Origin of the sequence: Corynebacterium timonense (assembly GCF_900105305.1) — a bacterium.
Lineage (GTDB): Bacteria > Actinomycetota > Actinomycetes > Mycobacteriales > Mycobacteriaceae > Corynebacterium > Corynebacterium timonense.
This window is the reverse complement of record NZ_LT629765.1, coordinates 1,075,718-1,100,759: the sequence shown is the minus strand read 5'-3', so window position 1 is coordinate 1,100,759 and position 25,042 is coordinate 1,075,718. Positions and strand designations below refer to the sequence as shown.

The following is a 25,042-nucleotide window of genomic DNA, read 5'->3' as shown; positions in this document are numbered from 1 at the left end:
AAGTATAAACTGATGCGCATGAAATCTGTGCGTGAACCCGGGATCCTCGGGGCCATCGGCGCCACCCCGCTTGTTCTCCTCGACGAGCTCGGGGCGTGGGCGAAGCTGGAGTCCTTCAATCCGGGCGGCAGCGCGAAGGACCGCACGGCGCGGGCGCTCGTGGCCGACGCCATCGCTCGCGGCGTGCTCGGCCCCGGCAGCGTCGTGGTGGAGTCGAGCTCTGGAAACCTCGGGGTGGCGCTCGCCCGCGAGGCTGTCGTCGGTCGCTTCGAGTTTCACTGCGTTGTCGACCCCCGAACGAACCACGTCACGCTGGCCCACATGGAGGCGCTGGGAGCGCACATCCACCCGGTCTCCGAGCCCGACCCAGCGACGGGGGATTGGCTGACGGCGCGGCGCGCCCGCGTCGCCGAACTGGTGGAGCAGCTGGGGGCGGTGAACCTGGACCAGTACTCAAATACGGCCGCGTTCACCGCTCACGCGGAGGGGACGATGAGCGAGATCGTGGAACAGCTCGGCCACGCCCCGGATTTCCTCGTTGTGGCGGTGAGCACCACGGGCACCCTCGGCGGGTGCCTGCGCTACATCAACGGCCGCGGGCTGGGGACCCGCGTGATCGCGGTCGACGCGGAGGGCTCGGTACTTTTCGGCGGCGCGCGTGGCGAGCGGGTGCTGCCCGGGTACGGGGCGGGAGTGGAAACGGAGCTGTCGCGCGGGCTCGCCCCGCAGGAGGTGGTACGCGTCGGGGCCGCGGATGCCGTCGCCGCCGCCCGCCGCGCGGCGCGGCTGACGGGCTTTCTTCCCGGGGCGTCCGGCGGCGCGGTGTGTGTGGGCGTCGACACGATCACCCGGGCGCACCCGGGGGCTGAGATCGTGGCCATTTTCCACGACGACGGGCGCGCTTACCTCGATACGATTTACAACGACGACTGGGTGGAAAGGAACGTGAACTAGCAGAGTGAAAGTCGCGATTATTGGGGCCGGGCCCCGCGGGCTGTGGGCGGCCGAGGAACTGTTCAGCCGGGCCCGCGAACGTGGCGCGGCCATCGAGCTCAGCGTGTACAACGACGGGCCGGTGGCCACGGCGGGAGGGCTCGGCTCGTACCAGCCGGACCTTCCCGCCGAATGGGTGCTCAACGTGCCCGCGGAGACGGTGCACACCCGCCTCGGCGGTCTCAATGAGTGGCGGGGGGACGACGACGAGTACCCGTCCCGTCGCGTGGTGGGGCGGTTCATCGCGGCCTCGTGGTCCGCGCTCGCGCACTGGGTGCCCGCCGGCTGCACGGTGCAGATCGTCGACCACCGCGTGGATGAGATCATCCCCGCCGACGGCGGCGTGGCGGTCGACGGGACGCGCTACGACGAGGCGCTTCTTGCCACCGGCCACGCCGAGGACTGGCCGGGGGCCCTCGCACCAGACTCGGTCGAGGGCGTGAACACTGTGGTGCGGGCCTTCCCTCCGGGCAACCTCGACGCCATCGGCGCGCACGATACCGCTCTGGTCAGGGGCGCGGCCTTAACGTTCGTGGATGTCGTGCGCTACTGCCGCGCCGGCATCTTCTACCCGGTCGCGCGCGGAGGGCGGTTCATGGACGTCAAGTGCCACCTCGCGCCCGACCAGGCCGCGCAGCTTCGCCCGGCGCTGCGCGCGGCCGAGGACTCCATCCGCGGGGCGGCAGGTTTCACTGAGCTTATCGACGCCCTCGCCGACCTGTCCCTCGACGTCCTCGCCGCCGCGGGGGGCGCAGGCGACAAGGCGGGAGTGCGCGCCGTGCTCGCTGGCCGCGACGGCACAGACCCCGTCGAGGACCTGCGCGCCTCCTACGAAGTCGCCGTGGGCAGCCGCGCCTGGACTCCCGCCGCCGCCGTCGGCTACGCCTTCCGCGCCGCCTATGGGGCGGTTGTCGAACGCGCCTCCTTCGGAGGGCGCGATTCGCTGGGCGGTGAGCGCTTCGGCGAGCTGACCACAACCCTGGAGCGCGTCGCCTTCGGCCCGCCGGCCGAGACGGCCGGGCAGGTGCTCGGGATGATCGAATCCGGCCGGATCCGCACGGACCTCCTGGGGCGCGGGGACGAGGACTTGACCGCGCTGGCGCGGGAGGTGGGCGCCACCGCCGTCGTCGACGCGGTCAACGCACCTCCGGGCCCGGTGAAGGGAACTGTCGCCGGCCTGCTCGTCGAACGCGGCATCGCCCGAGTTCACGGCGAGACGGGCGCGATCATGGTGGAGCGCGACGGCACGCTCGTCGGGCAGCAGCACCTCGCGGCGGCCGGCCGGATGAGCGAGGGGTGGATCCTCGGCCACGACACCCTGCGGCGCGGCGAGCACGAGGTCATCCCGGCGTGGGCGCGCAGGGTCAGCCGCGCGGCTCTCGCCGACCCAGAGCGCGTCCACGGGATGCCCCCGCTGCGGGCCTGCCTCGAGCCGTGGGCACAGCGGCTTCTGGCCGACAACGAGGCGTGCCGCGGGCTCATCCGCGATTTTTCCAGCCCGGTCAACGTGGTCGACGCGGAGCCTCTGAAGCGAAACGCCGCCGAGCTCGTCGAGGCCGCGGCGGCGGAAGGGGTCGAGCTGCGGCTCTACTACGCCCGCAAAGCAAACAAAGCCCTCGCCTTTGTCGACGCCGTGCGCGACGCTGGTCACGGCGTGGACGTGGCCAGCGAGAACGAGCTGAGGCAGGTGCTCGAGCGCGGGGTGCGCGGCAGGGACATCATCCTCACGGCGGCGGTGAAGCCGGACGCGCTTCTGCGCCTCGCGATTGACAGCGGGGTGGTCATCTCCGTAGATAACGCGGGGGAGTACGAGCGCATCGCGGACCTCGCGGCGGGCCGGACGGTTCGCGTCGCGCCGCGCCTGGCCCCCGACCCCGCGGCCGTGGCGCCCACCCGCTTCGGGGAGCGCAAGGACACCTGGCTGCGCTGCTGTTCCAGCGCGCGCGCCGGGGTGCGCGTGGTGGGGGTGCACGTGCACCTTAACGGCTACGCGGCGGCCGACCGTCGCGTCGCGCTCGAGGAGGCGGTGCGGCTTGTCGACGGCCTGCGCGACGCCGGCCATGAGCTCGAGTTCATTGATCTCGGCGGGGGCGTGCCCATGAGCTACCTTGCCCACGAGGAGCAGTGGCGCGCCTACGAGCAGGCGATTGCCGCGCAGCCCCACGGCTACGCCGAACCGTTCACGTGGAAGGCCGACCCTCTGACCACCGTGTACCCCTACTGGCAGAGCCCCACGCGCGGGGCGTGGTTGCGCGAGGTCCTCGGCGGCGGCACCGCGGCGGCGCTGCGCGAGCGCGGATTGCGCCTCCACCTCGAGCCCGGGCGCGCGCTGCTCGACGGCTGCGGCCTGACCCTCGCCGAGGTCGCCTTTGTCAAGGAACGTAGCGACGGTGTGCCGCTGGTGGGCCTGTACATGAACCGTACGCAGTGCCGCAGCACCTCCGACGATTACCTCGTCGACCCGATTCTCATTCGTGCCAGCGAACCCGGCGAGGAGCTCGAGGCCTTTCTCGTTGGCGCGTACTGCATCGAGGACGAGCTGATCCTCCGCCGGAAGGTGCGCTTCCCCTCCGGGGTCGCCCCGGGGGATATCGTCGCGATCCCGAACACGGCCGGCTACCTCATGCATATCTTGGAGTCTGCCTCGCACCAGATCCCGCTGGCGCGCAATGTGGTGTGGCCGGCGGGCGAGCTCGACGCGATCGACGCCGCAGGTTAAAGAGCCTCGCGCAGCGTGCGGGCCGCGTCCGTGAGCTGCGCGCCCCACTTCTGCGCGGGGTGGGGGCCGAGGCGTTCGACAGGTCCGGAGATGGACAACACCGCCACGATCTCCCCCTCGGGGTCGAAGACGGGGGTAGACAGGCTGGCCAGGCCTACCTCGCGCTCGGCGACGGATTCGGCGACGAGGCTGTCGCGAACGGCGGCGAGTTCGTCGGCGGGGAAAGGGTGGGCGTCGATCAGCGAAAAAGCCGCGTAGACGCGCGCGGCCGAGCCCGCCGTGAGGCTGAGCTGCGAGCCGACGGGAACCGTGTACGTCAGGCCGCTGGTTGGTTCCTCCGCGGCGATGCACGTGCGCGTGTCGCCCGTCAGCTGGTAGAGCTGCACGGATTCGCCGGTCTCACGCACGAGGTCGCGCATGAGTGGCCCCGCGGCGGAGAGAAGCTGCGGCGGGGTGCGGGTGGCGTAGCTAGCGAGCGCCGAGCCAACCGTCCACGCTCCGGCGGGGGTGCGTGCGAGGATGTGGTGGACCTCGAGAGCCGTGGCGATGCGATGGGTCGTTGCTCGTGGCAGGCCGGTATCGGTGCTTAGCTCTGCCAGGGATTTGTCGCCGGCGGCGACGGACCGCACGATGACGACTGCGCGGTCGAGCACTTTGATGCCGGAGTCTTCGCTATACTGTCTCACGTAATGGATGATAACATCCCGCATAATGAGAATGCGCGTAGCGATCAAAGGAGAACAGCGATGTCTGACACGGCCCTGACACTCGCCGAGAAGGTGTGGCGCGACCACGTGGTGATGCCCGGTGAGAACGGCGATCCCGACCTTATTTACATCGACTTCCAGCTCCTCCACGAGGTTACCTCACCCCAGGCCTTCGACGGCCTGCGCATGTCCGGGCGCACCCTCCGCCACCCGGAGCAGCACCTGGCCACCGAGGACCACAACGTGCCCACCCTGGGCATCACCAGCGGCAACCTTCTCGAGATCGCCGAGCCGACCTCGCGCACCCAGGTGGAAACCCTGCGCAAGAACTGCGAAGAGTTCGGCGTAAAGCTGCACTCGATGGGCGACGTCAAGCAGGGCATCGTGCACACCGTCGGCCCGCAGCTGGGCATCACTCAGCCGGGAATGACCATCGTGTGCGGCGACTCCCACACCTCGACCCACGGCGCCTTCGGCTCCATCGCGATGGGCATCGGCACCTCCGAGGTCGAGCACGTCATGGCCACCCAGACGCTCTCGCTCGCGCCGTTCAAGACGATGGCGATCAACGTCTCCGGCGAGCTGCGTGAGGGTGTTACCGCGAAGGACCTGATCCTCGCGATCATCGCGAAGATCGGAACGAACGGCGGCCAGGGCCACATCATCGAATACCGCGGCGAGGCTATTGAGAAGCTGTCGATGGAGGCGCGGATGACCATCTGCAACATGTCCATCGAGGCAGGCGCCCGCGCCGGCATGGTCGCCCCCGACCAGAAGACATTCGACTACCTGGAGGGGCGCGAATACGCGCCGAAGGGCGAGGAATGGGACAAGGCTGTCGCGTACTGGAAGACGCTGCCGACCGACGAGGGCGCGGCCTTCGACACCGTCGTCGAGATCGACGGCTCCGCCCTGACCCCATTTGTCACCTGGGGCACCAACCCCGGCCAGGGCCTGCCGCTCGGCGAGGCCGTGCCCGACCCGGAGTCCTTCAGCGACGAGACCGCCAAGGCCGCGGCCGAAAAGGCATTGCGCTACATGGACCTGCGCCCCGGCACCCCGTTGCGCGACATCAAGATCGACACCGTCTTCCTCGGCTCCTGCACCAACGCCCGCATCGAGGACCTGCGCGCCGCCGCCGAGGTGCTCAAGGGCCGGCGCATCGCGGAGGGCACCCGCATGATGGTCGTGCCCTCGTCGACCATGGTGAAGCAGCAGGCAGAGAACGAAGGCTTGGACAAGATTTTCACCGACTTCGGCGCGGAGTGGCGCACCGCCGGCTGCTCGATGTGCCTGGGCATGAACCCGGACCAGCTTGCGCCCGGCGAGCGTTCGGCGTCCACCTCCAACCGCAACTTCGAGGGCCGCCAAGGCCCCGGCGGGCGCACCCACCTCGTCTCGCCGCTTGTCGCCGCCGCGACCGCCGTCGCCGGCCACCTCGCCAGCCCCGCAGACCTGTCCGTGTAAGGGTAAGGAGCATTGCCATGGAAAAATTCACCACCTACACCGGCGTTGGGGTGCCGTTGACCCGCTCCAACGTCGACACCGACCAGATCATCCCGGCCCGCTACCTCAAGCGCGTGACGCGCACCGGCTTCGAGGACGGCCTGTTTTCCAACTGGCGCGAGAACGAGCCCGATTTCGTGCTCAACCAGGAGGCGTACAAGAACGGCTCCGTCCTCTTCGCCGGCCCCGACTTCGGCACCGGATCCTCCCGCGAACACGCGGTGTGGGCGCTCAACGACTACGGCTTCCGCGCCGTGTTCAGCCCGCGCTTCGCGGACATCTTCCGCGGCAACGCCGGCAAGGCGGGCCTCTTGGCGGGCATCATGAGCGCCGCCGACATCGAGCTGGTGTGGAAGCAGCTGGAGAACAACCCCGGCCAGGACGTCACCGTCTCGCTGGAAAGCCGCACCGTGACGGTCGGGGAGTCGACCTACACCTTCGACGTCGACGACTACACCCGATGGAGGCTCATGGAAGGCCTCGACGACATCGGCTTGACCCTGCGCCAAGAGGACGCCATCGACGCCTTCGAGGCGCGCCGCCCAGCGTTCAAGCCGAGCGTTTAGCGACGCGCACTCGCGGCGGCTAGTGCACCGGCAGCGCAGACGGCAGGTAGTCCGCCCCGGTCAGCTCTCCGCGATGGAAGGACAGCACCCACACGCCGCCCTTCTTGACGCGAATCTCGTCGTCGATAGGCAGCCGGCCCTGGGCCGAGAGCCACGCGATCATCTGCGGCATCACTGTGCCCTGGGCGCAGATGACGCTCGTGCCGCCCTGTTCGACGACCTCCATGAACGCCTTCTGCGCCTCGACCTGGCTTGCCGCCCAGCCGTCGTCGCCGAAGCGCGCGTCGACGGTGATCTCGAGGGAGAGCTCGTCCGCGAGAGGGGCGACGGTGTTCTGGCAGCGGTCGGGCACCGCCGAGTAGATGCGTGTCGGAGCGAAAGGCGCCAGCTGGGGCACGAGCATCTCCGACTGACGTAGCCCCTTTTTGTCCAGGGGGCGCAGGTTGTCGTCGCCGGACCACTTCTCGCGGTCGTGGGCGCGGCCGTGGCGGACGTAGAGGACGCGCGCGTGGGTCGGCAGGCGGAAGCGCTTTTCCGCCTTCTCCAGCACCTCGCGGTCGAGGTCGTAGGTGAGAAGCTCCTTCGCCTCGGGGAGGGCAAGCCAGCGGATCTCATCGACCTCGTCGTTGGGGACGAACTCTCCGCCGGTGACCTCGCCCGTCCAGTAGTAGACCACCTTCGTGGTGTTTTTCACCGGGTACACGGTCTTGCCCAGAAGCTTGCCCAAACGCACGTGGTAGCCCGTCTCCTCGCGGATTTCGCGCACGGCGGTGGACACGAGGGATTCGCCCGGGTCGACCTTGCCCTTGGCCAGCGACCAGTCGTCGTAGCGGGGGCGGTGGATGCAGGCGACCTCGATGTTCGAGACGTCGTCGCCCTCGGCGGGGACGCTGCCGCGCCACAGCACGGCTCCGGCGGCGAGGGTGGTCTTGTGAAACTCCTTCTCGGGGTGGCGGGGAATTTCCTGGTGGCGGCCGGTGAGGAACATCTCCCCCTGGTCGTCTTTGTCCTGTTCGTGCAGTGTCGCCTTGCGGGGCGCGTGCGCAGCGTCGGCGCCGCCTGCCTTCTGAGAGTCCTTGGCCATGCGCCCCATTTTGTCTCACTTCCGGCGCCGGCGCGAACTGGTTTAAGCTTGTTTTGTTTCGCGCTGCTTCGCGCGCGGCGCGTCAGGCACAGGCAACGCAACCAACGCAGCCAACTGGATTCGATGGAGGAGCCGACGAATGGTCAACGTAGCGGTCATGGGCGCTGGGTCGTGGGGGACGACGCTGGCGAAGGTCTTCGCCGACGCGGGCAACGCGGTCGCGCTCTGGGCGCGCCGGCCCGAGCTGACGAAGGCGATCGCCGCCACGCACGAAAACCCCGACTACCTGCCGGGGATCGCGCTGCCCGAGTCGATTGTGCCCACCTCCGAGGCGGATGAGGCGTTGAGCGGGGCGGCGATCGTCGTCTTCGCCGTGCCCAGCCAGACCATGCGCGACAACCTCACCGCGTGGGCGCCACGGCTCGAAGCGGACGCGACGCTGCTGTCCATCTCCAAGGGCATCGAGGCGCAGACCTACATGCGCATGAGCGAGATCATCGCGGAGGTCACCGGCGCCAGCCCCGAACGCATCGCAGTGCTCACCGGCCCGAACCTGGCCAAAGAGGTCGCCAAGGAGCAGCCGGCGGCCACCGTCATCGCCTGCACGGACCTGAACCGCGCGAAGCTGGTGCAAGCCGCGTGCGCGACGCCCTACCTGCGTCCCTACACCAACACGGACGTCGTCGGCTGCGAGATCGGCGGGGCGTGCAAAAACGTCATCGCCCTTGCCTGCGGGATGGCCGCGGGCATGGGGCTGGGGCAGAATACCCAGGCCTCGCTGATCACGCGCGGCTTAGCCGAGATCGCCCGCCTCGGCGCGGAGCTCGGTGCCGATGCGCGCACCTTCTCGGGCCTGGCGGGCATGGGCGACCTGGTGGCCACGTGCTCCTCGCCGCTGTCTCGCAACAGGACCTTCGGCGCGGCCCTCGGCGAGGGCGCAACGGTTGAGCAGGCCGCCGAGGCTACGAAGGGGCAGGTCGCAGAGGGCGTGATCTCCTCGCGCAGCATCCACGAGATGGCGCGGATGCACGGGGTGGATATGCCGATCACCCACTCGGTTTTCTCGGTGTGCCACAACGGCCAAGCCGTGTCCGACAGCATCGCTGCTTTGATGGGGCGCTCCAAGAAGTCAGAGTAAACGCCGGTAGAGTGGGCACAATGATTCGCATCGCTGTCATTTACGGTGGCCGCTCCACCGAGCACTCGATCTCCTGCATCTCGGCGGGCTCCATCATGGCCAACCTCGACCCGCAGCGCTACGAGGTCCTCCCCGTGGGCATCACCCGCGAGGGAGCCTGGGTTCTCGGGGAGCTCGACCCCGTCCGCGGCGAAACGCTGCCCGAGGTGACCGGGGGGCGCGAGGTGGCGCTGTCCGTGAGCCCGCAGCGCCGCGGCCAGTTCGCCGACGCCCGCAGCGGCGAGGCGCTCGCCACCGTGGACGTCGTGCTGCCGGTCCTGCACGGCAAGTTCGGCGAGGACGGCACGATCCAGGGCATGTTCGAGCTCTCTGGCGTGCCCTACGTTGGCCCCGGCGTCCTCGCCTCGGCCTGCGCGATGGACAAGGAGTACACAAAGAAGCTGGTCAGGCTCGCGGGCATGGCGGTCACGGAGGAGGCGGTCCTCGGACCAGGGCAGGTGCTTGACGACGCCGCCAAGCAGCGCCTCGGCCTGCCGGTCTTTGTGAAGCCGGCGAGCGGCGGGTCGTCGATAGGCGTGTCCAAGGTGACCGACTGGGGCGCGCTCGACGAAGCGATCGCGCTGGCGCGCGAATCCGACGGGAAGGTGATCGTGGAGGCCGAGCTGGTCGGCGACGAGGTCGAGGTCGGCGTGTTGGAATACCCCGACGGGCGCGTGAGCGCCTCGGTGCCGGCGCGGCTCAACGGCACCGAGGACAGCCACGAAGGCTTCTACGGGTTTGAAACGAAGTACCTGGAGAACAACGTCACGGCGTCCATCCCCGCGCCGTACGCGCCGGAGGTGGTCGAGGAGCTGCGCGAGCTGGCGGTGCGGGCGTTCCGTGCGCTGAGCTGCACGGGGCTGGCGCGGGTGGACTTCTTCCTCACCGAGCGCGGGCCGGTGCTCAACGAGGTCAACACCATGCCCGGGTTCACCTCGATCTCCATGTACCCGCAGATGTGGCTCGCCTCGGGCGTGAGCTACAGCGAGCTTCTCGACACGATGATCGCTACCGCTCTGGCACGGTCCGGGAGATAGCCTCTGTCAGCGCCGTGACGGCCTCGTTGCCCTCGGCCTGCGGCAGGTGGGCAGCGACGGTGCTGGTGCGGCCGAGGGCGAACCACGTCGAGGAGGTCGTCCCGTTGGCCAGCGTCGTGTCTTCGAACCAGGTGACGTCGTTGATCTGGTACAGCTGCGCCCCGGCCTCGTAGTTCTCCGGTTCGGCGACGCCGCAGCGCACGACGATGGGCTCGCGGCCCTCGGCGACCCACACTGCGGTATCCGGGTGGTCGACGTCGAGCGGCTCGAAGCCGTCTGCGATCTGTTCGGGCAGGTCAGCCATGAGCGCCGAGCAGCCCTCGGCGGGCCCTGGCGCCAGGCCGGACAGCGGGGCGGGGGCGGGCTGGATATCGTCCCGCGGGAGAGCCTGCGCGCCGATGCCGGACGGCGGGTCCTCCCGAAAGCCGCCCGTCTCCTCTGAGGTCACGGCGACGGCTGGGACGCGATCGACGGTGTACCAAGTGCTGAAGGTGGAGCCGGCCGTGGGGTCGTCGACACGCATCCACCGCACACCCTGCGACTCGGTCGTGGGGGTGTACTCGTTGTACTGCTGTGGCAGGTCCACCCCGCAGCGAAGCGTGATGCGCTCGGTGGGCGAGGCCTGCCAGGCCGCGGCGCCGTCGGGGGCGGGCTCGGCGAGCTCGGCGCGGAGGTGCCCGTCCACGCGGTCGGGCAGCTGGTCAACGAAGGCGGCACACTCCGGTGAGTCGGCGAGGGGCGAGGGCAGCGGCGTCATCGCGACGGGCTGGTTGTTGACCCGGTCGTAGACGACTCTTGCCCCGATGAGCACGCCCCCGACGAGCGCGAGCGCGAGGGCGAGGATGGCGATAACGAGGCCCCGGCTAAATTGGGGGGCATTGAGCGTGGCGGCCGTGCTGCCCGGTGCCGTTTGCGGCCTGTCGTTCAATCCCGTCATGCCGAATAACTCTACTGAAAGGGCGTTTCTGCTCGTGATTCGCACAGGTTTTCCCGCTTCGGGCCCGACGCTCGGCGATGTCGGCGAGGAGCAGGTGATCCGCGCGATCGTGGATTCCGCCCCGTCGACCATCAACGGCGACGACGCTGCGGTCCTCACCCCGGCTGCGCCGAACTCGCGCGTCGTGGCTACGACGGACATGCTCGTCGAAGGCCGCCACTTCCTGCCGGAGTACACCACCGCCTACCTGCTCGGGCGCAAGGCCGTGGTGCAAAACTTCGCCGACATCGAGGCGATGGGCGCGCGCCCGATCGCGGCGCTGCTTGCAATGTCCGCGCCGGATACGCTTCCGTTGGCGGTGGTGGAGGAGCTTGCCCGGGGCATCCACTCGAAGATGGAGGAGTACTCCACGGAACTCGTCGGCGGCGACGTCACCGGCGGGGAGTGCCTGGTCATTTCGGTGTCGGCCATCGGCTCGCTCGGAGGCAACAAGGGCCCGCTGTCGTTGCGTCGGGCGCGAGCGGGGCAGCGCGTGGTGGCCCACGGTCGGCTCGGCTACTCGGCGGCGGGCCTGGACCTGCTGCGCTCCGGGCGAGAGATCCCGGAGGAGCTCGAGCCGCTCGTCCTCGCCCACCAGGCGCCCGAGCTCACTCCCGGCCGCGGGGTGGTGGCCCGGGCCGCGGGCGCGACAGCGATGACGGACAACTCCGACGGCCTGGTCCGCGACGTCGGCCTCCTCGCCGGGCGCTCGCGTGTGTGCGTTGACCTCGACAGCCGGGCGATCGCGCCGGACACCCTGCTGCGCCGCGCCGGCGAGCTGCTGGGCGTCGACCCCTGGCGGTGGGTGCTGTGCGGGGGAGAAGACCACACGCTCATCGGCACCATCGACGGCGACGCGCCCGTGGGCTTTCGCCCGGTGGGCACGGTGCGCAAGGGCGCGGGCGTCACCGTGGACGGCGAGGAACCCGCATACACCTCGGGATGGGGGAGTTTCTAATGGTGCTGCCCGTGCACGAATCGTGGAAGGAGCCGCTCGCTCCCGTCGAGGACCAGATCCACGCGATGGGGGAGTTCCTGCGCGCGGAGGCAGCGTTTTTGCCGCGCGGCAATGAGATCCTGCGTGCCTTCCACGACCCCTTCGACGATGTCCGCGTGCTCATCCTCGGCCAGGACCCGTACCCCACGCCCGGGCACCCCATGGGGCTGGCCTTTTCCACCCAGCCGGGGGTAGCGCCGCCGCGCTCGTTGGTCAACATCTACAGGGAGCTGGGGCAGGACCTCGGCGTCGCCGCGCGTGACGACGGCGACCTCAGCGCCTGGTCGAAACAAGGTGTTCTCCTGCTCAACCGCGTGCTCACCGTCCGCCCGGGCGCCCCGGCCTCGCACCGCGGCAAGGGCTGGGAGGCGGTGACGGAGCAGGCGATCACCGCGCTCGTGGCGCGCGGGACGCCCCTCGTGGCCATCCTCTGGGGCCGTGACGCCCAGTCGGCGGCGCGCTTTTTGGGCACCACGCCCCGCATCGAGTCGCCGCACCCCTCGCCGCTGTCGGCCTCCCGCGGGTTTTTCGGATCCCGCCCCTTTTCGCGCGCGAACCGGGCGCTGGTCGAGCAGGGGGCGCAGCCCGTGGAGTGGAGCCTGTCCGGAGAAGCTTATCAGGGGCTGTAAACTCTCTACCCATGGTGACTGCTGCCGCGCCCACGGTCTTCGATGGCGCCCGCTTGCTCAGCTGGGCGCGACGATCGGCGACGGAGCTCGAGCGCAGGCGTGTGGAGATCAACGAGCTCAACGTCTTCCCTGTGCGCGACTCCGACACGGGCTCAAACATGGCCCACACGATGAAGGCCGCCGTCGCGGAGGCGGAAAGTCGCGGCGCGGGCGCCAGCGTGCGCGAGGTCGCCGAGGCCCTCGCGGTGGGGAGCGTACGCGGGGCCCGCGGCAATTCCGGCATCGTGTTATCGCAGTTCATCCGGGCCATCGCCCAGAGCGTGAGCGAGGGCCCTCTCAGCGCGGGCGACGTGGCCACCGCCCTGAACTCGGCGGTGCAGTTCGTCGACCGCGCGATCACCGACCCCGTCGAGGGCACGGTGGTCACGGTGCTGCGCGCCGCTGCCGGGGCCGCCAGCGACGTCGCCGAGGGCGCCCCGCTGGAGGAGGTCGCGGACGCCGCGCTGTCCGCCGCGCGCGCGGCGCTGGCAAAGACGCCCTCCCAGCTCGAGGTGCTGAGAGAGGCCGGCGTGGTCGACGCCGGCGGGGCTGGCCTAGTGATCTTGCTCGAGGAGTTTGTCGGCGAGGTCGCGGGCCGCGACGCCGCGTCGGCGGAGGAGCCCGAGGACCACGAGCCGCACTCCCAGCCCGCCGAGCTGGAGGTCATGTTCCTCTTTTCCGGCCCGCTCGACGAGCTGGAGGCCGCGCTCACGCACATGGGGACGAGCCTCGTCGTCGCCCGGGTGCACGACACCCACGGCAAGGTCCACATCCACTCCGCGGACGCCGGCCGAGTCATCGAGACGGCCTACGCGATGGGCGAGGTCGGCGACCTCCGGCTCGAGGTGCTACCGCCAACCCCGGTGACGGAAAACCCCGAGCGCCTCATCGTGGCGCTCACCCCGGCGGGTTCCCTCGCCGAGCTGTACACGGAGGCGGGCGCGGTGACGGTCGAACCCGGCGACGACGTCGTCTCGGAGGTGCTGAGCGTCGTCCGGCGTTCCCCCGCCACCGAGGTGATCCTCCTGCCCAACGGCCAGCTGGATTCGCGCCAGATCGGCGGCATCGAGAAGGCGGCCCGGGCCTTCGAACAGACGGTGACCGTGCTGCCCACGGTGCGCCTCGTGTCCGGGATCGCGGCGCTGACCGTCCACGATCCGGATCAGCCGCTGTCGACGATGGCGTTCACGATGTCGGAGGCCGCCGGCGAGATGCGCACCGCCGCGATCCAGCGCGGCGAGGAGGGGCTCGTCGTGGTGACGCATGGAGAGAGCACCCCGGCCTCCGATGACCCGTGCGAGGCCGTGGCTGCCGCGTGCCGCCGGTTGCTCGAGCACGGCGGCGAGCAGGTGGTCCTGCTGTACTGCCCCGAGGAGTGCGGAGAGTTCGACACCACCCCGCTCGCTGAAGAACTTGGCGTGGATGTTCTCGCGTACCCGGCCGACGGCCTGGGCTCGATCGCGGAGCTCGGGGTGGAGTAAGCCGGTGCTGGGGTTCGACGACGCACGCCCGCTCAACCTGGTCATCCCGCTGCGGCAGGCGCGCGCGCTGGAAAAACACCTGGGCATCTCCACGTGCGGGGAGTTGTTGCGCCACTACCCGCGCCGCTACCTGCATTACGGCTCGGGTGGCTCGCTCGACCTGGACGGTGCTGTCGAGGGCGACACGGTGAGCGTGGTGGGGCGCGTCGTAGGTACGCACGAGTTTTCGCGGAAGAACAAGCGGCCGGACACGCGCGGCACACGCAGGCCCTCCTCGCTGTACAAGGTCACTGTGGACGACGGCTCGACCACCATCGCGGCGACGTTCTTCGGGTCGGACTACGCCCGGCGCTCCCTCATGCGGGGCCAACGTGTGATGCTCACGGGAAAGCTCGGTTCCTTCCGGGGAGAGCCGCAACTCCAGCACCCTGATTTCGTGCTGTTGGACTCCCCCTCTGAGGCAACCGGCGCGCTGCGTCAGCTGGCGCACTTCGGCGACATCGGAGAGATCCTGCGGGGGCGCGAGTGGCTACCGCTATACCCCGCGGCCTCCAAGGCGAGCACGTGGATGGTCATGGGCGCCGTCCACGCCGTGCTTCGTTCCTTAGAGCCGGTCGCAGAGCCGCTCGGGGAGGTTCCGGCGGGCCTGATCCCGCTGGACAGAGCGATCCGAGAAATCCACGAGCCCGGTCCCGCGGGGCCGACGAAAGCGATCGACAGGCTCAAATACGACGAGGCGATGGGCGTGGCCCTGGCGATGGCGGTGCGCCGCGCCGACGCGGAAGCGGACCCGGCGACGCCGCTGCCGCGCGTCGAGGGGCGCGACCAGGACGCGCTGCTGCGCCGCTTACCCTTCCCTCTGACGGCGGGGCAGAACGAGGTGCTCACGCAGATCAGCGAGGACCTCGCACAGCCGCGCCCGATGAGCCGCCTGCTGCAGGGCGAGGTTGGCTCGGGGAAGACGATCGTGGCCCTTCTGGCGATGCTGCAGGCCGTCGACAACGGCGCCCAGTGCGCCCTGCTCGCGCCGACGGAGGTGCTGGCGATGCAGCATGCGCGCTCGTTGACGCAGACGCTCATGAACGCGGGTGTGCCCGCTCGCGTCGTCGCGTTGACCGGCTCGCTTCCCGCCGCGCAAAAGCAGCAGGCGCTTCTCCAGGCGATGACGGGGGAGGCGGAGATCGTCGTGGGCACCCACGCGCTGTTGCAGGAGGGCGTGGAGTTCTTCCGGCTGGGTTTCGTCGTCGTCGATGAGCAGCACCGCTTCGGCGTGGAGCAGCGCGATGCGCTGCGCGCGAAAGCGGGGGATAACACCCCGCACCTGCTCGTGATGACGGCCACGCCGATCCCGCGCACCATTGCAATCACCGTCTTCGGCGACCTCAAGGTGTCGACCCTGAGGGAGCTGCCGGGCGGGCGCCGACCGATCCAGTCGTCGGTGGTGCCCGAGTTCCGCCCGACGTGGGTGGCGCGTGCGTGGGAGAAAATCCGCGAGGAGGCGGCTGCCGGCCACCAGGCTTACGTCGTGTGCCCGCGTATCGACGGCGACGGCGGCGTCACCCAGATCGCCTCCTGGCTCCGGGACACCGAGTTCCGCGACCTCGAGGTGGGTGTGTTGCACGGCCGGATGAAAAGCGAAGAAAAGGACGCGGTGATGGCGGACTTCGTCGCCGGGGGGATCCACGTGCTGGTATCCACGACGGTCATCGAGGTCGGCGTGGACGTGCCCAACGCGACGGTGATGGTAGTGCGCGAGTCGGAGAACTTCGGCGTGTCCCAGTTGCACCAGCTGCGGGGGCGCGTCGGGCGAGGCGGCAGCGCGTCGCTGTGCCTGTTTCATACCCGTGCCGAGCCGGGCTCGGCCGCGTTTGAGCGGGTCAGCGCGGTGGCCGCGACAACGGACGGCTTCGAGCTCGCCGAGCTCGACCTGCGCAACCGGCAGGAGGGCGACGTGCTGGGCGCGAGCCAGTCGGGGGCGCGGCGCACGCTGCGCTTGATTAACCTGGTGGAGGATTACCCGGTGGTGATGCGCGCCTACGAGGACGCCGCGGCGTTTGTCGCCGCGCACCCGGAGAAGGCACGCGAGGTGGCGGATTCGTTGGTGCCGGAGCGCTTTGAGTTCTTGGAGAAGAGTTAAGGTGGTCGGAATGAACCGCATTATTTCGGGAGAGGCCCGCGGCCGCAAGATCAAGGTGCCGCCGGAGGGCACGCGCCCGACCTCGGATAGGGCGCGCGAGGGTCTGTTTTCGTCGCTGCAGGTTCGCTTCGGCATCGTCGACCAGGTCGTGCTCGATCTGTTCGCCGGCTCCGGGGCGCTGGGCCTGGAGGCTGCCTCCCGCGGGGCGGCGGAGGTGGTCCTCGTGGAAAATGACCCGCGGGCGGTTCAGGTCATCGAGTTCAACGCCGGGGTGGTAGGCCACCCGAACGTGCGCATCGAGCCGGTCAAGGCCTCGACGTACCTGGCCCGCGCCCCCCGCGAGCACTTCTCCATGGTGCTCGCGGACCCGCCCTACGACCTCGCCGACGAGTCCGTCGTCGAGATGCTCCACGCCCTCGAGCCGACGCTTATCGACGGCGCCGTGGTCGTCATCGAGCGCCACCGCGACAGCCCCGAGACGGCCTGGCCCGCGGCGTTTACTCCGACGACGCAGAAGCTGAAGAAGCGGCTCTACGGCATCGCCCGGATGGACATGGCGGTCTACAGCGCCGGTCCTGGTACAGGGCCCGACACCGATCAAGGAGAGTAAACCATGACCATCGCCGTCTGCCCCGGCTCCTTCGACCCCGTCACGAACGGTCATCTCGACATCTTCCGCCGCGCCGCGACGCACTTCGAGGAGATCATCGTGCTGGTGACCGGTAACCCGACGAAAACCTCCGGGCTGTTTACCATCGACGAGCGCGTCTCCCTCATCCGCGAGGTGACCAAGGACGTCGCCAACATTCGCGTCGATTCCTGGGGCGGGCTGCTGGTGCACTACACAAGTGCCCACCACGTCACGGCCTTGGTCAAGGGGCTGCGCTCCTCGCTCGACTACGAGTACGAGGTGCCGATGGCGCAAATGAACCGCCGGCTCACCGGCGTGGACACCTACTTCCTGCTCACCGACGAGAAGTACGGCTACACCTCCTCCTCCCTATGCAAGGAGGTGGTGAAGTACGGCGGCGACGTCACGGGACTTGTCCCGGAGGCCGTGGAGGCCGCCATGAAGGAGAAGCTGCGGTGACGGCCGCCGTCATCCTGTTCTGTGCCGTTCTCATCGGTTCGTTGCTCCAGCGCGTCTCCGGGATGGGCGTGGGGCTGATCGCCGGCCCCGTACTGTCCATCCTCATCGGCCCAGTCGAGGGGATCGTGCTCGTCAACGTGCTTGCCACCATCAACGCGGGGCTGACCACGCTGACGGTGCGCGGCGACGTCGACTGGCGCAGGTTCGGCTCGATCGCGCCCTACCTGGTCGTCGGAGCGGTGCCGGGTGCGGTGCTGGTGGCCGTGTCCTCGGCGGACGCGCTTCTGGTCACGGTGGGCGTGCTGCTGCTTCTCGCGCTCGGGGCAGTCACCGTGGGCAAGAAGCGCGTTCCCACTGTGTCGGGGCGCGCGCCCGCCGCGGCGTCCGGCGTCATTGGCGGCTTCATGAACACCCTTGCCGGGGTCGCCGGGCCCGCCATCACGGTCTACGCGGAGGCGGCGCGCTGGCCGCAGCGCACGTACGCGGCGACGTTGCAGCCAATTTTTATGGTCAGCGGCGCGGTGTCGTTTTTGATCAAGGAGCTGACTGGGGCGGCGAATGTGGCGTCGATAGGCGCGGAGCTCTGGGTCGCCGGCGGGCTCGGCATGGTGCTGGGCATCGCGGCTGGCGTGGCGGTGGCGCCGCGCGTGCCTGCGCCGAAGGCCCACGCCCTTGCGCTGGGGCTGGCGGTGCTCGGCGGGGCGACGGCGCTCGTGCGGGGGCTGGCGGGGCTGCTGGGCTAGAAAGTCTAAAACAGCGTGGACAAAAACGCCTTCGTGCGTTCCTCACGGGGGTTGCCCAGGACCTCGTCGGGGGTGCCGGATTCGACGATGCGCCCGTCGGCCATGAAGACGACCTTGTCGGCGACCTCGCGGGCGAAGGCCATCTCGTGGGTGACCACGAGCATCGTCATGCCCTGCGCGGCAAGGTCGCGCATGACGCGCAGGACCTCGCCGACCAGTTCGGGGTCGAGGGCGGAGGTCGGTTCGTCAAAAAGCATGAGCTTCGGGTCCATGGCCACGGCCCTCGCGATGGCGACGCGCTGCTGCTGGCCGCCCGACAGCTGAATGGGGTAGGCACTCGCCTTGGACTCCAGGCCGACCATCGCGAGCAGCTCCATCGCGCGGGCCTTCGCCTGCTCCACGGGCTCGCCCTTGACCTGCACCGGGGCCTCGATGATGTTCTCGAGCACGGTGCGGTGCCCGAAGAGGTTGAAGTTTTGGAACACCATGCCGATGTCGCGGCGCTGCTTCGCGGCTTCCTTTTCGCTCATCTCGTAGAGCACGCCGTCGCGCTCGCGGTAGCCGATGAGATCGCCGTCGACGTACAGGCGGCCCGCGGTGATCTTCTCCAAGTGGTTGACGCAGCGCAAAAAGGTCGACTTGCCCGAGCCGGACGGCCCGATGAGGCAGGTCACCTCGCCTGGCGCGACCTCAAGAGTGATGCCTTTGAGTACGGTGAGGTTGCCGAAGGACTTCCACACCTCGTTGGCGTGAATCATGGGGGTCATGCTTATCGACGCTTCCTTTCCGGCGTCCCGACGATTTCAACGTTGCCCGGGATCGTGCCCTCCGCGTCCGCGAGGCTGGCGAGCTGGCGCGCGGTGAGCTGACGCGTCGCCCCGCGCTCAAAATACCTCTCTAGGTAGTGCTGTCCCACCATGAGAAGCGACGTGATGACGAGGTACCAGGTGGCCGCCACGAGCAACAGCGGCACCGGCTCGAACAACGCCGCGGCGATGTCCATGGAACGGCCGAACAGCTCCAGCGAGTAGGGGACCGCGACGACAAGGGAGGACGTCTTCAACAGCGAGATGAACTCGTTGCCCGTCGGCGGGATAACAATGCGCATGGCCTGCGGCAGCACCGTGCGGCGCATGGTCTGGCCCCAGCCCATGCCCAGTGCCTTCGAGGCTTCCACCTGGCCCTCCGGCACCGAGGAGATGCCCGAGCGGACGATCTCCGCCATATATGCGGCCTCGTTGAGGCCCAGGCCGACGACCGCGAACATAAACGCCGACGAGGTGAACGGCTCGAGGGAGATACTAGCGAAGCCGAGGTTGATCGAGTCGTAGATCGCGCCGAGCAGGCCCCAGAACATGAGCTGGACGTAGACCGGGGTGCCGCGGAAAACCCACAAAAACACCCAGCCGACGCCGGCGAAGACCGGGTTTGGGCTCATACGCATGACAGCGAGGATGACGCCGCCGATGACGCCGATGAGCATGCTCAGCAGCGTGATCGCCAGCGTGTGCAGCGCCGCGGTAGCGATACGCGTGTCAAAGAGATACGTGAAGTAGGTGTCCCAGCCGTAGGCGGGGTTGCGGGCCGCACCGATGACAAACCAGATCACCAGCGCTGCAAGCACCGCGGCCAGGATCCATCGGCCGGGATGGCGCAGAGGCTTGGCCTTAATTGGGTCCGGCACCTTTTCCGGGGGCGTGTTCGTGGGAGTGCTCATCGCGGCCGTGTCCCGTCCTTTCTGGGTCTGGTTGTGTGTCTGTTTCGCTGCCTAGTGCACCGGTTGCTCGTTCATAAGCGCCTCGTCGAGGAGACCGGACTGGATATTCCACTGTGCGAGGATGCGCTGGTACTCGCCGGTGTCGATGAGATGTTGGATGGCAGCGGCGAGCGCCGGGCCGAGGGGGGAGTCCTTCCTTACCGCGAAACCGTAGGGCGCGGCGTCGAACATCTCGCCGGTGAGTTCGAGGTCCCCGTCCGAGCGCTCGACAGCCCAGGCCGTCACGGGGGAGTCTGCGCTGACGGCGTCGGCGCGGCCTACGAGGGCGGCAAGAGCCGCGTTGTCCGCGGTGTCGAAGGCCAGCACGGTGACGGGGTCCTCGCCGCTCGCTTCGCATTCCTCGCTCTTCGGGCGCACATCGTCCGTCTCAGCGACGGTCGTGCGCTGCACGGACACGGTCAGCCCGCAGGGGTGCTCGGGGTTGACGTCGGTGCCGGGCTGGGCGGCCCAGTGGATGCCGGCGTAGAGGAAGTTGACAAAGTCGAAGCTGCGCCGGCGCTCTTCGTTGTCGGTAAAGCCCGACATCCCGGCGTCGAGGCTGCCCGCCTGCACGGCCGGCAGGATCATGGCGAAGTCCATTTCCTGCGGGTCGAATTCGAGCCCCATGACGGTCGCGGCGGCGCGCCCAAGGTCGAGCTCGAAGCCGATCAAGGTGCCTTGTGAGTCTTTGAACTGGAAGGGGGCGAAGGGAGGGTTGGTGCCGATGGAGAGTTTTCCGTCCTCAGCGACCTCCTCGGGGACCATGGCGGCGATCTCGGGCACGGTCTCTTGGTCGACGGACTGCCACCCCTCGGGCAGGCCACCCTCCTGGTTAGTCACGCACGCGCTCAGGCCGCAGGCCGCCGCGAGTGCGGTGCAGGCGGCCGCTGCGCGGCGGGCGTGTGCTGGTCGTATGTGCATTGGGTGTCCGGGACCTTCTGAGTTAAAAAATTACGCTCGAATGCATAATAAACCCTCGGGCCCCCGCGGCGTGAATTATTCGGCCTTGTTGTGGTGTCGAGCCCGCTAGAGCGGAAGCGTGATTCCCGCGTTGCGCAGGTTGCTCACCACGACCTCGATGAGCTGGCCGATGGCGATGGCGCCGATCAGGATCGGAAGGTAGACCGACAGAGCCTGGCTGGAGCCTCGAGAGCTCTGTGCGAAGTCGCCGGTGAACAGGCCGGACGACATCATGAGGTTGCCCTGCAGCTCCTGCTTTAATAGCTCGATCGGGTTCGCGGTGTTCGGGATGGAGGAACCGGCGGCAAAGCCCTGGAGGAACTCCTTAAAGCCGCTATCGGAGGAGCCCATCGTCCAATCCAGGAACATGTCGGAGCTGGAGACCTTCTGGAGTGGGTTCTTCTCCGGGTCGATGTAGAGCGGGTCGTTGGCCGGATCCGGGTTGAGGGGCTGCAGGCCCTCCGAGGGGGTGCCAACAGTCTGCTTGATCCGATTAATCTCTTCGGTGGGGCGGCTGGAACCGCTGCTTCCCTCCTCCTGGGCGCCCGCGGCGGCAACAGAGCCGGACACGACGAGAGCAGCAGCGAGAGACGAGGCCAGAATTTTACGCATGCACGAATCATAACGTTTTGGTGACGATTGAACAAAGCCCGTGACGCCCACTTCGATGCTGGGGCGGGGGAATGCCCCGGTTATCGTTGTCTCCTCAAAGGTGCCCGCAAACGCGCACCCCCGCGGTCCGGTTGCGGGTGCTTAGATCGCGGGGTGAGTGCGTGTGCGAAAGGCTCGGGCAGCCCGGGCAGCACGGGCTCGGTACGAGAGGTACTTAAAGCCCAAGCGTACGGCGCGCCTGGTTGAGGGCCTCAGTGACAGCGTGCGGGAGCGGGAGGGTCTCCGCGTTCAGCGCCACACATCCGAGGGCGCCAAGGAGCATAGCAACGACAGCGGCGATCACACCCACTCCCACAGCCGCCGAGGAGGCGAGGTTCCTGTCCGACGAGAACGACGATGCAGACGACGGCTGGGGGGTACCGGTGCCCGATGCGCACGTGGTGCCGCGCGGTGCCGGGGCGCCGTCGTTAGTCAGCAGGATTTCCTGCACGTCGTTGTACACCCTGCGTTCGACGGCGACCAGGTTGTAGTCGGAGTCCAGCACGGGGAAGAGGTAGACGGGGGTGGTAGTGAGTTTTGCCACTACATCGTTTGAGCACCGCACCGGCGCAATATCCATCTGCAGGTGGCCGTAGTGTTTACCGCCGTCCTTGAGCTGCCGAACGCCGTTTTCGTCGTCAACCCACATTTCGGGTTCATCGGACTGCGCCATCCATTCGCGGTAAGAGTTGAACTCCACCGGCTCGAGAGCGCCATCCTCGTTTTGGACGCGGTAGTCCCCGCGCAGCCCGTCGGCCGCGACACCGACGTCGAAGTTGTGGAAGCCGATCCCGTCGCCGTCGTCGTCGATCCACGAACGCTCGAACATTTCGTCGTGGCCGGTGATGACTGCCGCTACACCGTACTTTTCAAACATCGGGGTGTAGATGCGCATTGGGGTCCCAGGCTGTTCGTCCGGGGTTGCCGACGCTGTCGCGGTGCCGTGCACGCCCGAGGAGTACGGGGTGTGGTGGAATTGCACGATGATGAATTGGCCCTTATCGCGGGCGTCGGACAGCTGCTTCTCCGCCCACAGCCACTGAGCGGAGTTTTCGCTGAAATCGGGCTGGGTACGATCGCCCGCGCGGCGGATGCCCTCCGCCGTATATGAGGTGTTCGTGTCCGTTCCCCAGCTGCCGTAAGCGCCGAAGAAGTCCTTGTCGTTGCCGGGGACGTCCTTTTCCTTTTCCGTCGCGGCATCCTCATCCGGTACGCCGTTGGTGGAGTCGAGCGTAATCACCGTGACGGGGCCGTAATCAACCCGGTAATAAGAATCCTCGTGCTCCGGCGTGTCCGAGCCGAAGGTGTCGAAGTACGTCATGTACGCCTTGCGGCCCTTCGCGGCGCCCCACGCAACACCTTCCGCATCCTGGTAGTTGCCGTTCATCGCGCCGAAAGTCTCCCAGTTACCCAGAGCGGTCAGCATGGGAGTTGTACCAGCGAGTTTGCCGTGTTCACCTGCGAGGTAGCCGAAGTACTCATCCCAGCCAGGCTGGTAGCCGCCACCTTGAGCTAGATCACCGGCAACGAGAAGCAGATCGGGCTTCTGCTTGGCCATCTCGGTAACGTTGTACTTCATCGCTTCGTCCTGCGTGAGGGGGTAGCGTGGCTCATCGGTGCCTTGGCGCCTGTTGCTGCCGAATTTCTCAAACCACGCAGAACCCGGGCCGGGCCGATCGAGCGAGCCTTCGGCGAATGTGCGGTTGCGCTCCCACTCGCGGGCGCCGGACACCTTCGGGCGGCCTGCGGGCTCAGTTTCCGTGTCGGAGAACGCAGCGATGCGGATGCGATCCCAGTGGTCGCGGGTCGGGGCGGTGGTAAAGGAATTACCTGCTGTGCGGCCGTCCAGCGTTGCGACGTACTCATACGTTGTGCCCGGCGTGAGGTCCGTAAATGTCACGCTGTACTTGTAGTTGTTGTTGGATTTCAACCACGAGCCTGCCTCGAGCCCCTCGATGGTCTGGTCGCGCTCGGCCTCTGTGTATCGCAGGTGGTCCTGGAGCTCACCCGTGATTGTCTTTGTGGCCACTTCCTGGCCGTTGCGTGTCAGTACCACGGTTGCATCCGTGCCCATTTCACCAAAAAAGTTGAGGGTCATCTGATCGGACGCGGGTTTCTGCAGGTAGGGGTGGATGCGGAAGCCGGGCTGCGGTGCTTTCGGGTGGTCCGAGATATCCAGGTAAGAGTAGTTGGGGGTGTCGGCGGCCTGAGCCACGGGAGTGACTGCGGGGGCGGTGATGGCAAGAGTTGCCAGAACGGTGGCCGGGACGAGACGTGAGCGGCGGGACATGGCATTCCTTAACTGTGCATAGTTTGTGAACAGGAACGATCTCATTGCACAGAATGCAGGTAAACGGCGGGTAATGGCTGGCAAATGTCTGGGTGAATGTCGTGACCGGGTGGAAGGGGGTGGGCATGGCGCGTCGAAGGGCTGTATCTGCCGGGGCCGCACGATTTATAGCAGTCGGGCTGACTACGCTATAGTTTTCGCAGCGCCCCAGTAGCCCAATTGGCAGAGGCAACGGATTCAAAACCCGTCCAGTGTGAGTTCGAGTCTCACCTGGGGCACTGAAGTGGCTGGTCAAGGTCTTTTTCGCCGCGAGTGCAAGTCAAACTGTTGACACTTTGCTGACTTTTTGGATTGGTGCAGCACTATTTCCCTTGGCCGCCATCGGCCACCTCGTAGCCCGTGTTACGCGGAGTGTAAACCGACTTGACCACCCCCGAACGCGGGGTCGCGGCCAGGGCCACGACTAGCGCGAGGGCATTGTCACGTCCCCGTTCCGGGGAGCGACCCCCCGGCTCATTCCTCGGTCTCGTCGCCGCTGTCGATGAAAGCGGCGAAAGCACTCGGCCGGCGTCGCGGACAACGCCGTGGGTGTCGATGTAGTGCCTCGCGGTTACTGATACGCGGGCGTGGCCGAGCTGGTCGGCGGCGACCCGGTCACCTTGCCCGGCGGCGGTGAATGTAGCCAGCGCGCGGCGCAGCGCCCGCGCGCTGACCCACTCCACGCCACTGTCCGCGAGCGCTGCGCGCCTTTACGCATTGATGGTCTGCACTGACGCCCACCCGCCGCGTGTCGACGGGAACACCGGCACAAGACCGTCGGTGTGGGGCGGTGCGCCACCCCACACGCGCTTGGTCTCGGCCACCGCGAGGAAAAGTCTGTCCATGACCAGCTCGGAGACGGACACATCAGGCGAGGAAGTCTGTGTCTTGCCGTGGGGCTCTCGCACTGCACCGCCCTTGCGCTGCACCTCGGTGCCTCGCAGCTCAATCCACGGGCCAGGGCCGGGGTGGAGCGCGGCTTCATGTAGCGCCATGATTTCACCCATGCGTGCGCCTGTCTCCGCAGCGATGCGCATGGCTAGACCGAGGGCAGGCGAGTGCATGGAGCACAAGTCCAAGAAGTACTTCGCTTGATGCGGAGTGACAACGCGCGCGTACTCGCCGAGGTCTGTCTTGGAATCTCGTGCGGGTCGCACGACACCGCCGAGAACATCGCGCTCGGCGATACCCGACCGCTGCGCGAAACGCCACGCGGCGCGGATGACCTTGTAGGTCGAGTCGGCCGCGCTCGGCGACTCCGACCGTGCCCGCTCGCGCAGGAACACGGTAATGCGCTGTGCGGTGATTTCGCGGACGCGCAGCTCGCCGAGGTGGGGTGTGATGTGATTGTCGAGCACGCCGCGATAGAGCGCGAGGCTCTGCGGACGCCCTCGGCCCTCGTCCTCAGCGTCGGTCAACCACGCCCGGCACAGGTCGGTGAAAGACGAGTCAGGGGAGAGCACAG

The 25,042-nt window shown here is 68.0% G+C and carries 22 protein-coding genes and 1 tRNA gene; 14 read left to right on the top strand and 9 right to left on the bottom strand.

The features are described 5' to 3' along the window. The first annotated feature begins 18 nt into the window (after positions 1-18). Both BLT81_RS05270 and BLT81_RS05265 read left to right on the top strand, forming a co-directional pair. Positions 19-954 carry a pyridoxal-phosphate dependent enzyme gene (locus BLT81_RS05270; RefSeq protein WP_040421833.1) on the top strand — a complete coding sequence of 312 codons (936 nt, stop codon included), beginning with the start codon at positions 19-21 and terminating at the stop codon, positions 952-954. 4 nt (positions 955-958) lie between these two features. Beyond that, complete coding sequence (locus tag BLT81_RS05265; RefSeq protein WP_019194953.1) at positions 959-3,712, top strand: FAD/NAD(P)-binding protein; 2,754 nt, start codon at positions 959-961, stop codon at positions 3,710-3,712. Here BLT81_RS05265 and BLT81_RS05260 read toward each other — a convergent pair. Continuing rightward, entirely contained in the window at positions 3,709-4,422 is a 714-nt protein-coding gene (locus tag BLT81_RS05260) for an IclR family transcriptional regulator (protein WP_019194952.1), read from the bottom strand. The two genes, BLT81_RS05265 and BLT81_RS05260, sit on opposite strands and share 4 nt — an antisense overlap. A gap of 36 nt (positions 4,423-4,458) precedes the next feature. Here BLT81_RS05260 and leuC point away from each other — a divergent pair, with 36 nt between their 5' ends. Further along, the gene (gene leuC / locus BLT81_RS05255) at positions 4,459-5,886 is read left to right on the top strand and encodes a 3-isopropylmalate dehydratase large subunit (RefSeq protein ID WP_019194951.1); all 1,428 of its coding nucleotides are present in this window, start codon (positions 4,459-4,461) and stop codon (positions 5,884-5,886) included. Positions 5,887-5,903: 17 nt separating this feature from the next. Next, positions 5,904-6,491: a 3-isopropylmalate dehydratase small subunit gene (leuD, locus tag BLT81_RS05250; protein WP_019194950.1), complete on the top strand. Its 588-nt coding sequence runs from the start codon at positions 5,904-5,906 to the stop codon at positions 6,489-6,491. Between the two features lie 19 nt (positions 6,492-6,510). Here the strand turns inward: leuD and BLT81_RS05245 are convergent, their stop codons facing one another. Continuing rightward, positions 6,511-7,479 (bottom strand): NUDIX hydrolase, encoded by a 969-nt coding sequence (locus BLT81_RS05245; protein ID WP_051011586.1) that lies wholly within the window; start codon positions 7,477-7,479, stop codon positions 6,511-6,513. Between the two features lie 235 nt (positions 7,480-7,714). On the opposite strand from BLT81_RS05245, the gene BLT81_RS05240 reads away from it, so the two are divergent. Further along, the gene (locus tag BLT81_RS05240; protein WP_019194948.1) at positions 7,715-8,713 is read left to right on the top strand and encodes an NAD(P)H-dependent glycerol-3-phosphate dehydrogenase; all 999 of its coding nucleotides are present in this window, start codon (positions 7,715-7,717) and stop codon (positions 8,711-8,713) included. Positions 8,714-8,733: 20 nt separating this feature from the next. Beyond that, on the top strand, positions 8,734-9,789 hold the full coding sequence (locus BLT81_RS05235; protein WP_019194947.1) for a D-alanine--D-alanine ligase family protein: 1,056 nt from the start codon (positions 8,734-8,736) through the stop codon (positions 9,787-9,789). On the opposite strand, the gene BLT81_RS05230 is transcribed toward BLT81_RS05235, so the two are convergent. Beyond that, positions 9,761-10,726, bottom strand: coding sequence for a DUF3515 domain-containing protein (locus tag BLT81_RS05230; RefSeq protein ID WP_019194946.1), 966 nt, complete (start codon positions 10,724-10,726; stop codon positions 9,761-9,763). The two genes, BLT81_RS05235 and BLT81_RS05230, sit on opposite strands and share 29 nt — an antisense overlap. Before the next feature lie 34 nt (positions 10,727-10,760). On the opposite strand from BLT81_RS05230, the gene BLT81_RS05225 reads away from it, so the two are divergent. The 7 genes from BLT81_RS05225 to BLT81_RS05195 are packed head-to-tail and all read left to right on the top strand — an operon-like array spanning position 10,761 to position 17,881. Then, positions 10,761-11,723: a thiamine-phosphate kinase gene (locus BLT81_RS05225; RefSeq protein ID WP_019194945.1), complete on the top strand. Its 963-nt coding sequence runs from the start codon at positions 10,761-10,763 to the stop codon at positions 11,721-11,723. Beyond that, positions 11,723-12,391 (top strand): uracil-DNA glycosylase, encoded by a 669-nt coding sequence (locus tag BLT81_RS05220; protein WP_019194944.1) that lies wholly within the window; start codon positions 11,723-11,725, stop codon positions 12,389-12,391. The genes BLT81_RS05225 and BLT81_RS05220 overlap by 1 nt, the downstream gene beginning before the upstream one ends. A gap of 11 nt (positions 12,392-12,402) precedes the next feature. Beyond that, positions 12,403-13,911: a DAK2 domain-containing protein gene (locus BLT81_RS05215; RefSeq protein ID WP_040421783.1), complete on the top strand. Its 1,509-nt coding sequence runs from the start codon at positions 12,403-12,405 to the stop codon at positions 13,909-13,911. 4 nt (positions 13,912-13,915) lie between these two features. Further along, a complete protein-coding gene (locus BLT81_RS05210; RefSeq protein ID WP_019194942.1) occupies positions 13,916-16,048 on the top strand; it encodes an ATP-dependent DNA helicase RecG in 2,133 nt (710 codons plus the stop codon). Between the two features lie 10 nt (positions 16,049-16,058). After that, a complete protein-coding gene (locus tag BLT81_RS05205) occupies positions 16,059-16,658 on the top strand; it encodes an RsmD family RNA methyltransferase (protein WP_019194941.1) in 600 nt (199 codons plus the stop codon). 3 nt (positions 16,659-16,661) lie between these two features. Next, the gene (gene coaD, locus BLT81_RS05200) at positions 16,662-17,138 is read left to right on the top strand and encodes a pantetheine-phosphate adenylyltransferase (protein ID WP_019194940.1); all 477 of its coding nucleotides are present in this window, start codon (positions 16,662-16,664) and stop codon (positions 17,136-17,138) included. Then, on the top strand, positions 17,135-17,881 hold the full coding sequence (locus BLT81_RS05195; protein WP_019194939.1) for a sulfite exporter TauE/SafE family protein: 747 nt from the start codon (positions 17,135-17,137) through the stop codon (positions 17,879-17,881). Before coaD ends, BLT81_RS05195 begins: the two co-directional genes overlap by 4 nt. 5 nt (positions 17,882-17,886) lie before the next feature. Here BLT81_RS05195 and BLT81_RS05190 read toward each other — a convergent pair whose 3' ends face one another. The 5 genes from BLT81_RS05190 to BLT81_RS05170 form a co-directional block, all read right to left on the bottom strand. Further along, entirely contained in the window at positions 17,887-18,648 is a 762-nt protein-coding gene (locus BLT81_RS05190; RefSeq protein ID WP_019194938.1) for an amino acid ABC transporter ATP-binding protein, read from the bottom strand. Positions 18,649-18,650: 2 nt separating this feature from the next. Next, the gene (locus BLT81_RS05185) at positions 18,651-19,598 is read right to left on the bottom strand and encodes an amino acid ABC transporter permease (protein ID WP_019194937.1); all 948 of its coding nucleotides are present in this window, start codon (positions 19,596-19,598) and stop codon (positions 18,651-18,653) included. A 51-nt stretch (positions 19,599-19,649) separates the two neighbouring features. After that, positions 19,650-20,558, bottom strand: coding sequence for an ABC transporter substrate-binding protein (locus BLT81_RS05180; RefSeq protein ID WP_019194936.1), 909 nt, complete (start codon positions 20,556-20,558; stop codon positions 19,650-19,652). 105 nt (positions 20,559-20,663) lie between these two features. Further along, on the bottom strand, positions 20,664-21,209 hold the full coding sequence (locus BLT81_RS05175) for a hypothetical protein (protein WP_019194935.1): 546 nt from the start codon (positions 21,207-21,209) through the stop codon (positions 20,664-20,666). Positions 21,210-21,423: 214 nt separating this feature from the next. After that, complete coding sequence (locus BLT81_RS05170) at positions 21,424-23,538, bottom strand: metallophosphoesterase family protein (RefSeq protein WP_019194934.1); 2,115 nt, start codon at positions 23,536-23,538, stop codon at positions 21,424-21,426. A gap of 204 nt (positions 23,539-23,742) precedes the next feature. On the opposite strand from BLT81_RS05170, the gene BLT81_RS05165 reads away from it, so the two are divergent. Further along, positions 23,743-23,816 (top strand) — tRNA-Leu (locus tag BLT81_RS05165). A gap of 471 nt (positions 23,817-24,287) precedes the next feature. On the opposite strand, the gene BLT81_RS05160 is transcribed toward BLT81_RS05165, so the two are convergent. Next, complete coding sequence (locus tag BLT81_RS05160; protein WP_019194933.1) at positions 24,288-25,040, bottom strand: tyrosine-type recombinase/integrase; 753 nt, start codon at positions 25,038-25,040, stop codon at positions 24,288-24,290. Positions 25,041-25,042 lie beyond the last annotated feature (2 nt).

Bases quoted from the DNA above. Each gene is read 5' to 3' on its own strand.
- BLT81_RS05220 (WP_019194944.1), top strand. From the start codon at position 11,723: ATGGTGCTGCCCGTGCACGAATCGTGGAAGGAGCCGCTCGCTCCCGTC.
- BLT81_RS05270 (WP_040421833.1), top strand. From the start codon at position 19: ATGAAATCTGTGCGTGAACCCGGGATCCTCGGGGCCATCGGCGCCACC.
- BLT81_RS05245 (WP_051011586.1), bottom strand. From the start codon at position 7,479: ATGTTCCTCACCGGCCGCCACCAGGAAATTCCCCGCCACCCCGAGAAG.
- BLT81_RS05235 (WP_019194947.1), top strand. From the start codon at position 8,734: ATGATTCGCATCGCTGTCATTTACGGTGGCCGCTCCACCGAGCACTCG.
- leuD (WP_019194950.1), top strand. From the start codon at position 5,904: ATGGAAAAATTCACCACCTACACCGGCGTTGGGGTGCCGTTGACCCGC.
- BLT81_RS05180 (WP_019194936.1), bottom strand. From the start codon at position 20,558: ATGCACATACGACCAGCACACGCCCGCCGCGCAGCGGCCGCCTGCACC.
- BLT81_RS05170 (WP_019194934.1), bottom strand. From the start codon at position 23,538: ATGTCCCGCCGCTCACGTCTCGTCCCGGCCACCGTTCTGGCAACTCTT.
- leuC (WP_019194951.1), top strand. From the start codon at position 4,459: ATGTCTGACACGGCCCTGACACTCGCCGAGAAGGTGTGGCGCGACCAC.
- BLT81_RS05230 (WP_019194946.1), bottom strand. From the start codon at position 10,726: ATGACGGGATTGAACGACAGGCCGCAAACGGCACCGGGCAGCACGGCC.
- coaD (WP_019194940.1), top strand. From the start codon at position 16,662: ATGACCATCGCCGTCTGCCCCGGCTCCTTCGACCCCGTCACGAACGGT.
- BLT81_RS05215 (WP_040421783.1), top strand. From the start codon at position 12,403: ATGGTGACTGCTGCCGCGCCCACGGTCTTCGATGGCGCCCGCTTGCTC.
- BLT81_RS05175 (WP_019194935.1), bottom strand. From the start codon at position 21,209: ATGCGTAAAATTCTGGCCTCGTCTCTCGCTGCTGCTCTCGTCGTGTCC.
- BLT81_RS05185 (WP_019194937.1), bottom strand. From the start codon at position 19,598: ATGAGCACTCCCACGAACACGCCCCCGGAAAAGGTGCCGGACCCAATT.
- BLT81_RS05190 (WP_019194938.1), bottom strand. From the start codon at position 18,648: ATGACCCCCATGATTCACGCCAACGAGGTGTGGAAGTCCTTCGGCAAC.
- BLT81_RS05240 (WP_019194948.1), top strand. From the start codon at position 7,715: ATGGTCAACGTAGCGGTCATGGGCGCTGGGTCGTGGGGGACGACGCTG.
- BLT81_RS05260 (WP_019194952.1), bottom strand. From the start codon at position 4,422: ATGCGGGATGTTATCATCCATTACGTGAGACAGTATAGCGAAGACTCC.
- BLT81_RS05205 (WP_019194941.1), top strand. From the start codon at position 16,059: ATGAACCGCATTATTTCGGGAGAGGCCCGCGGCCGCAAGATCAAGGTG.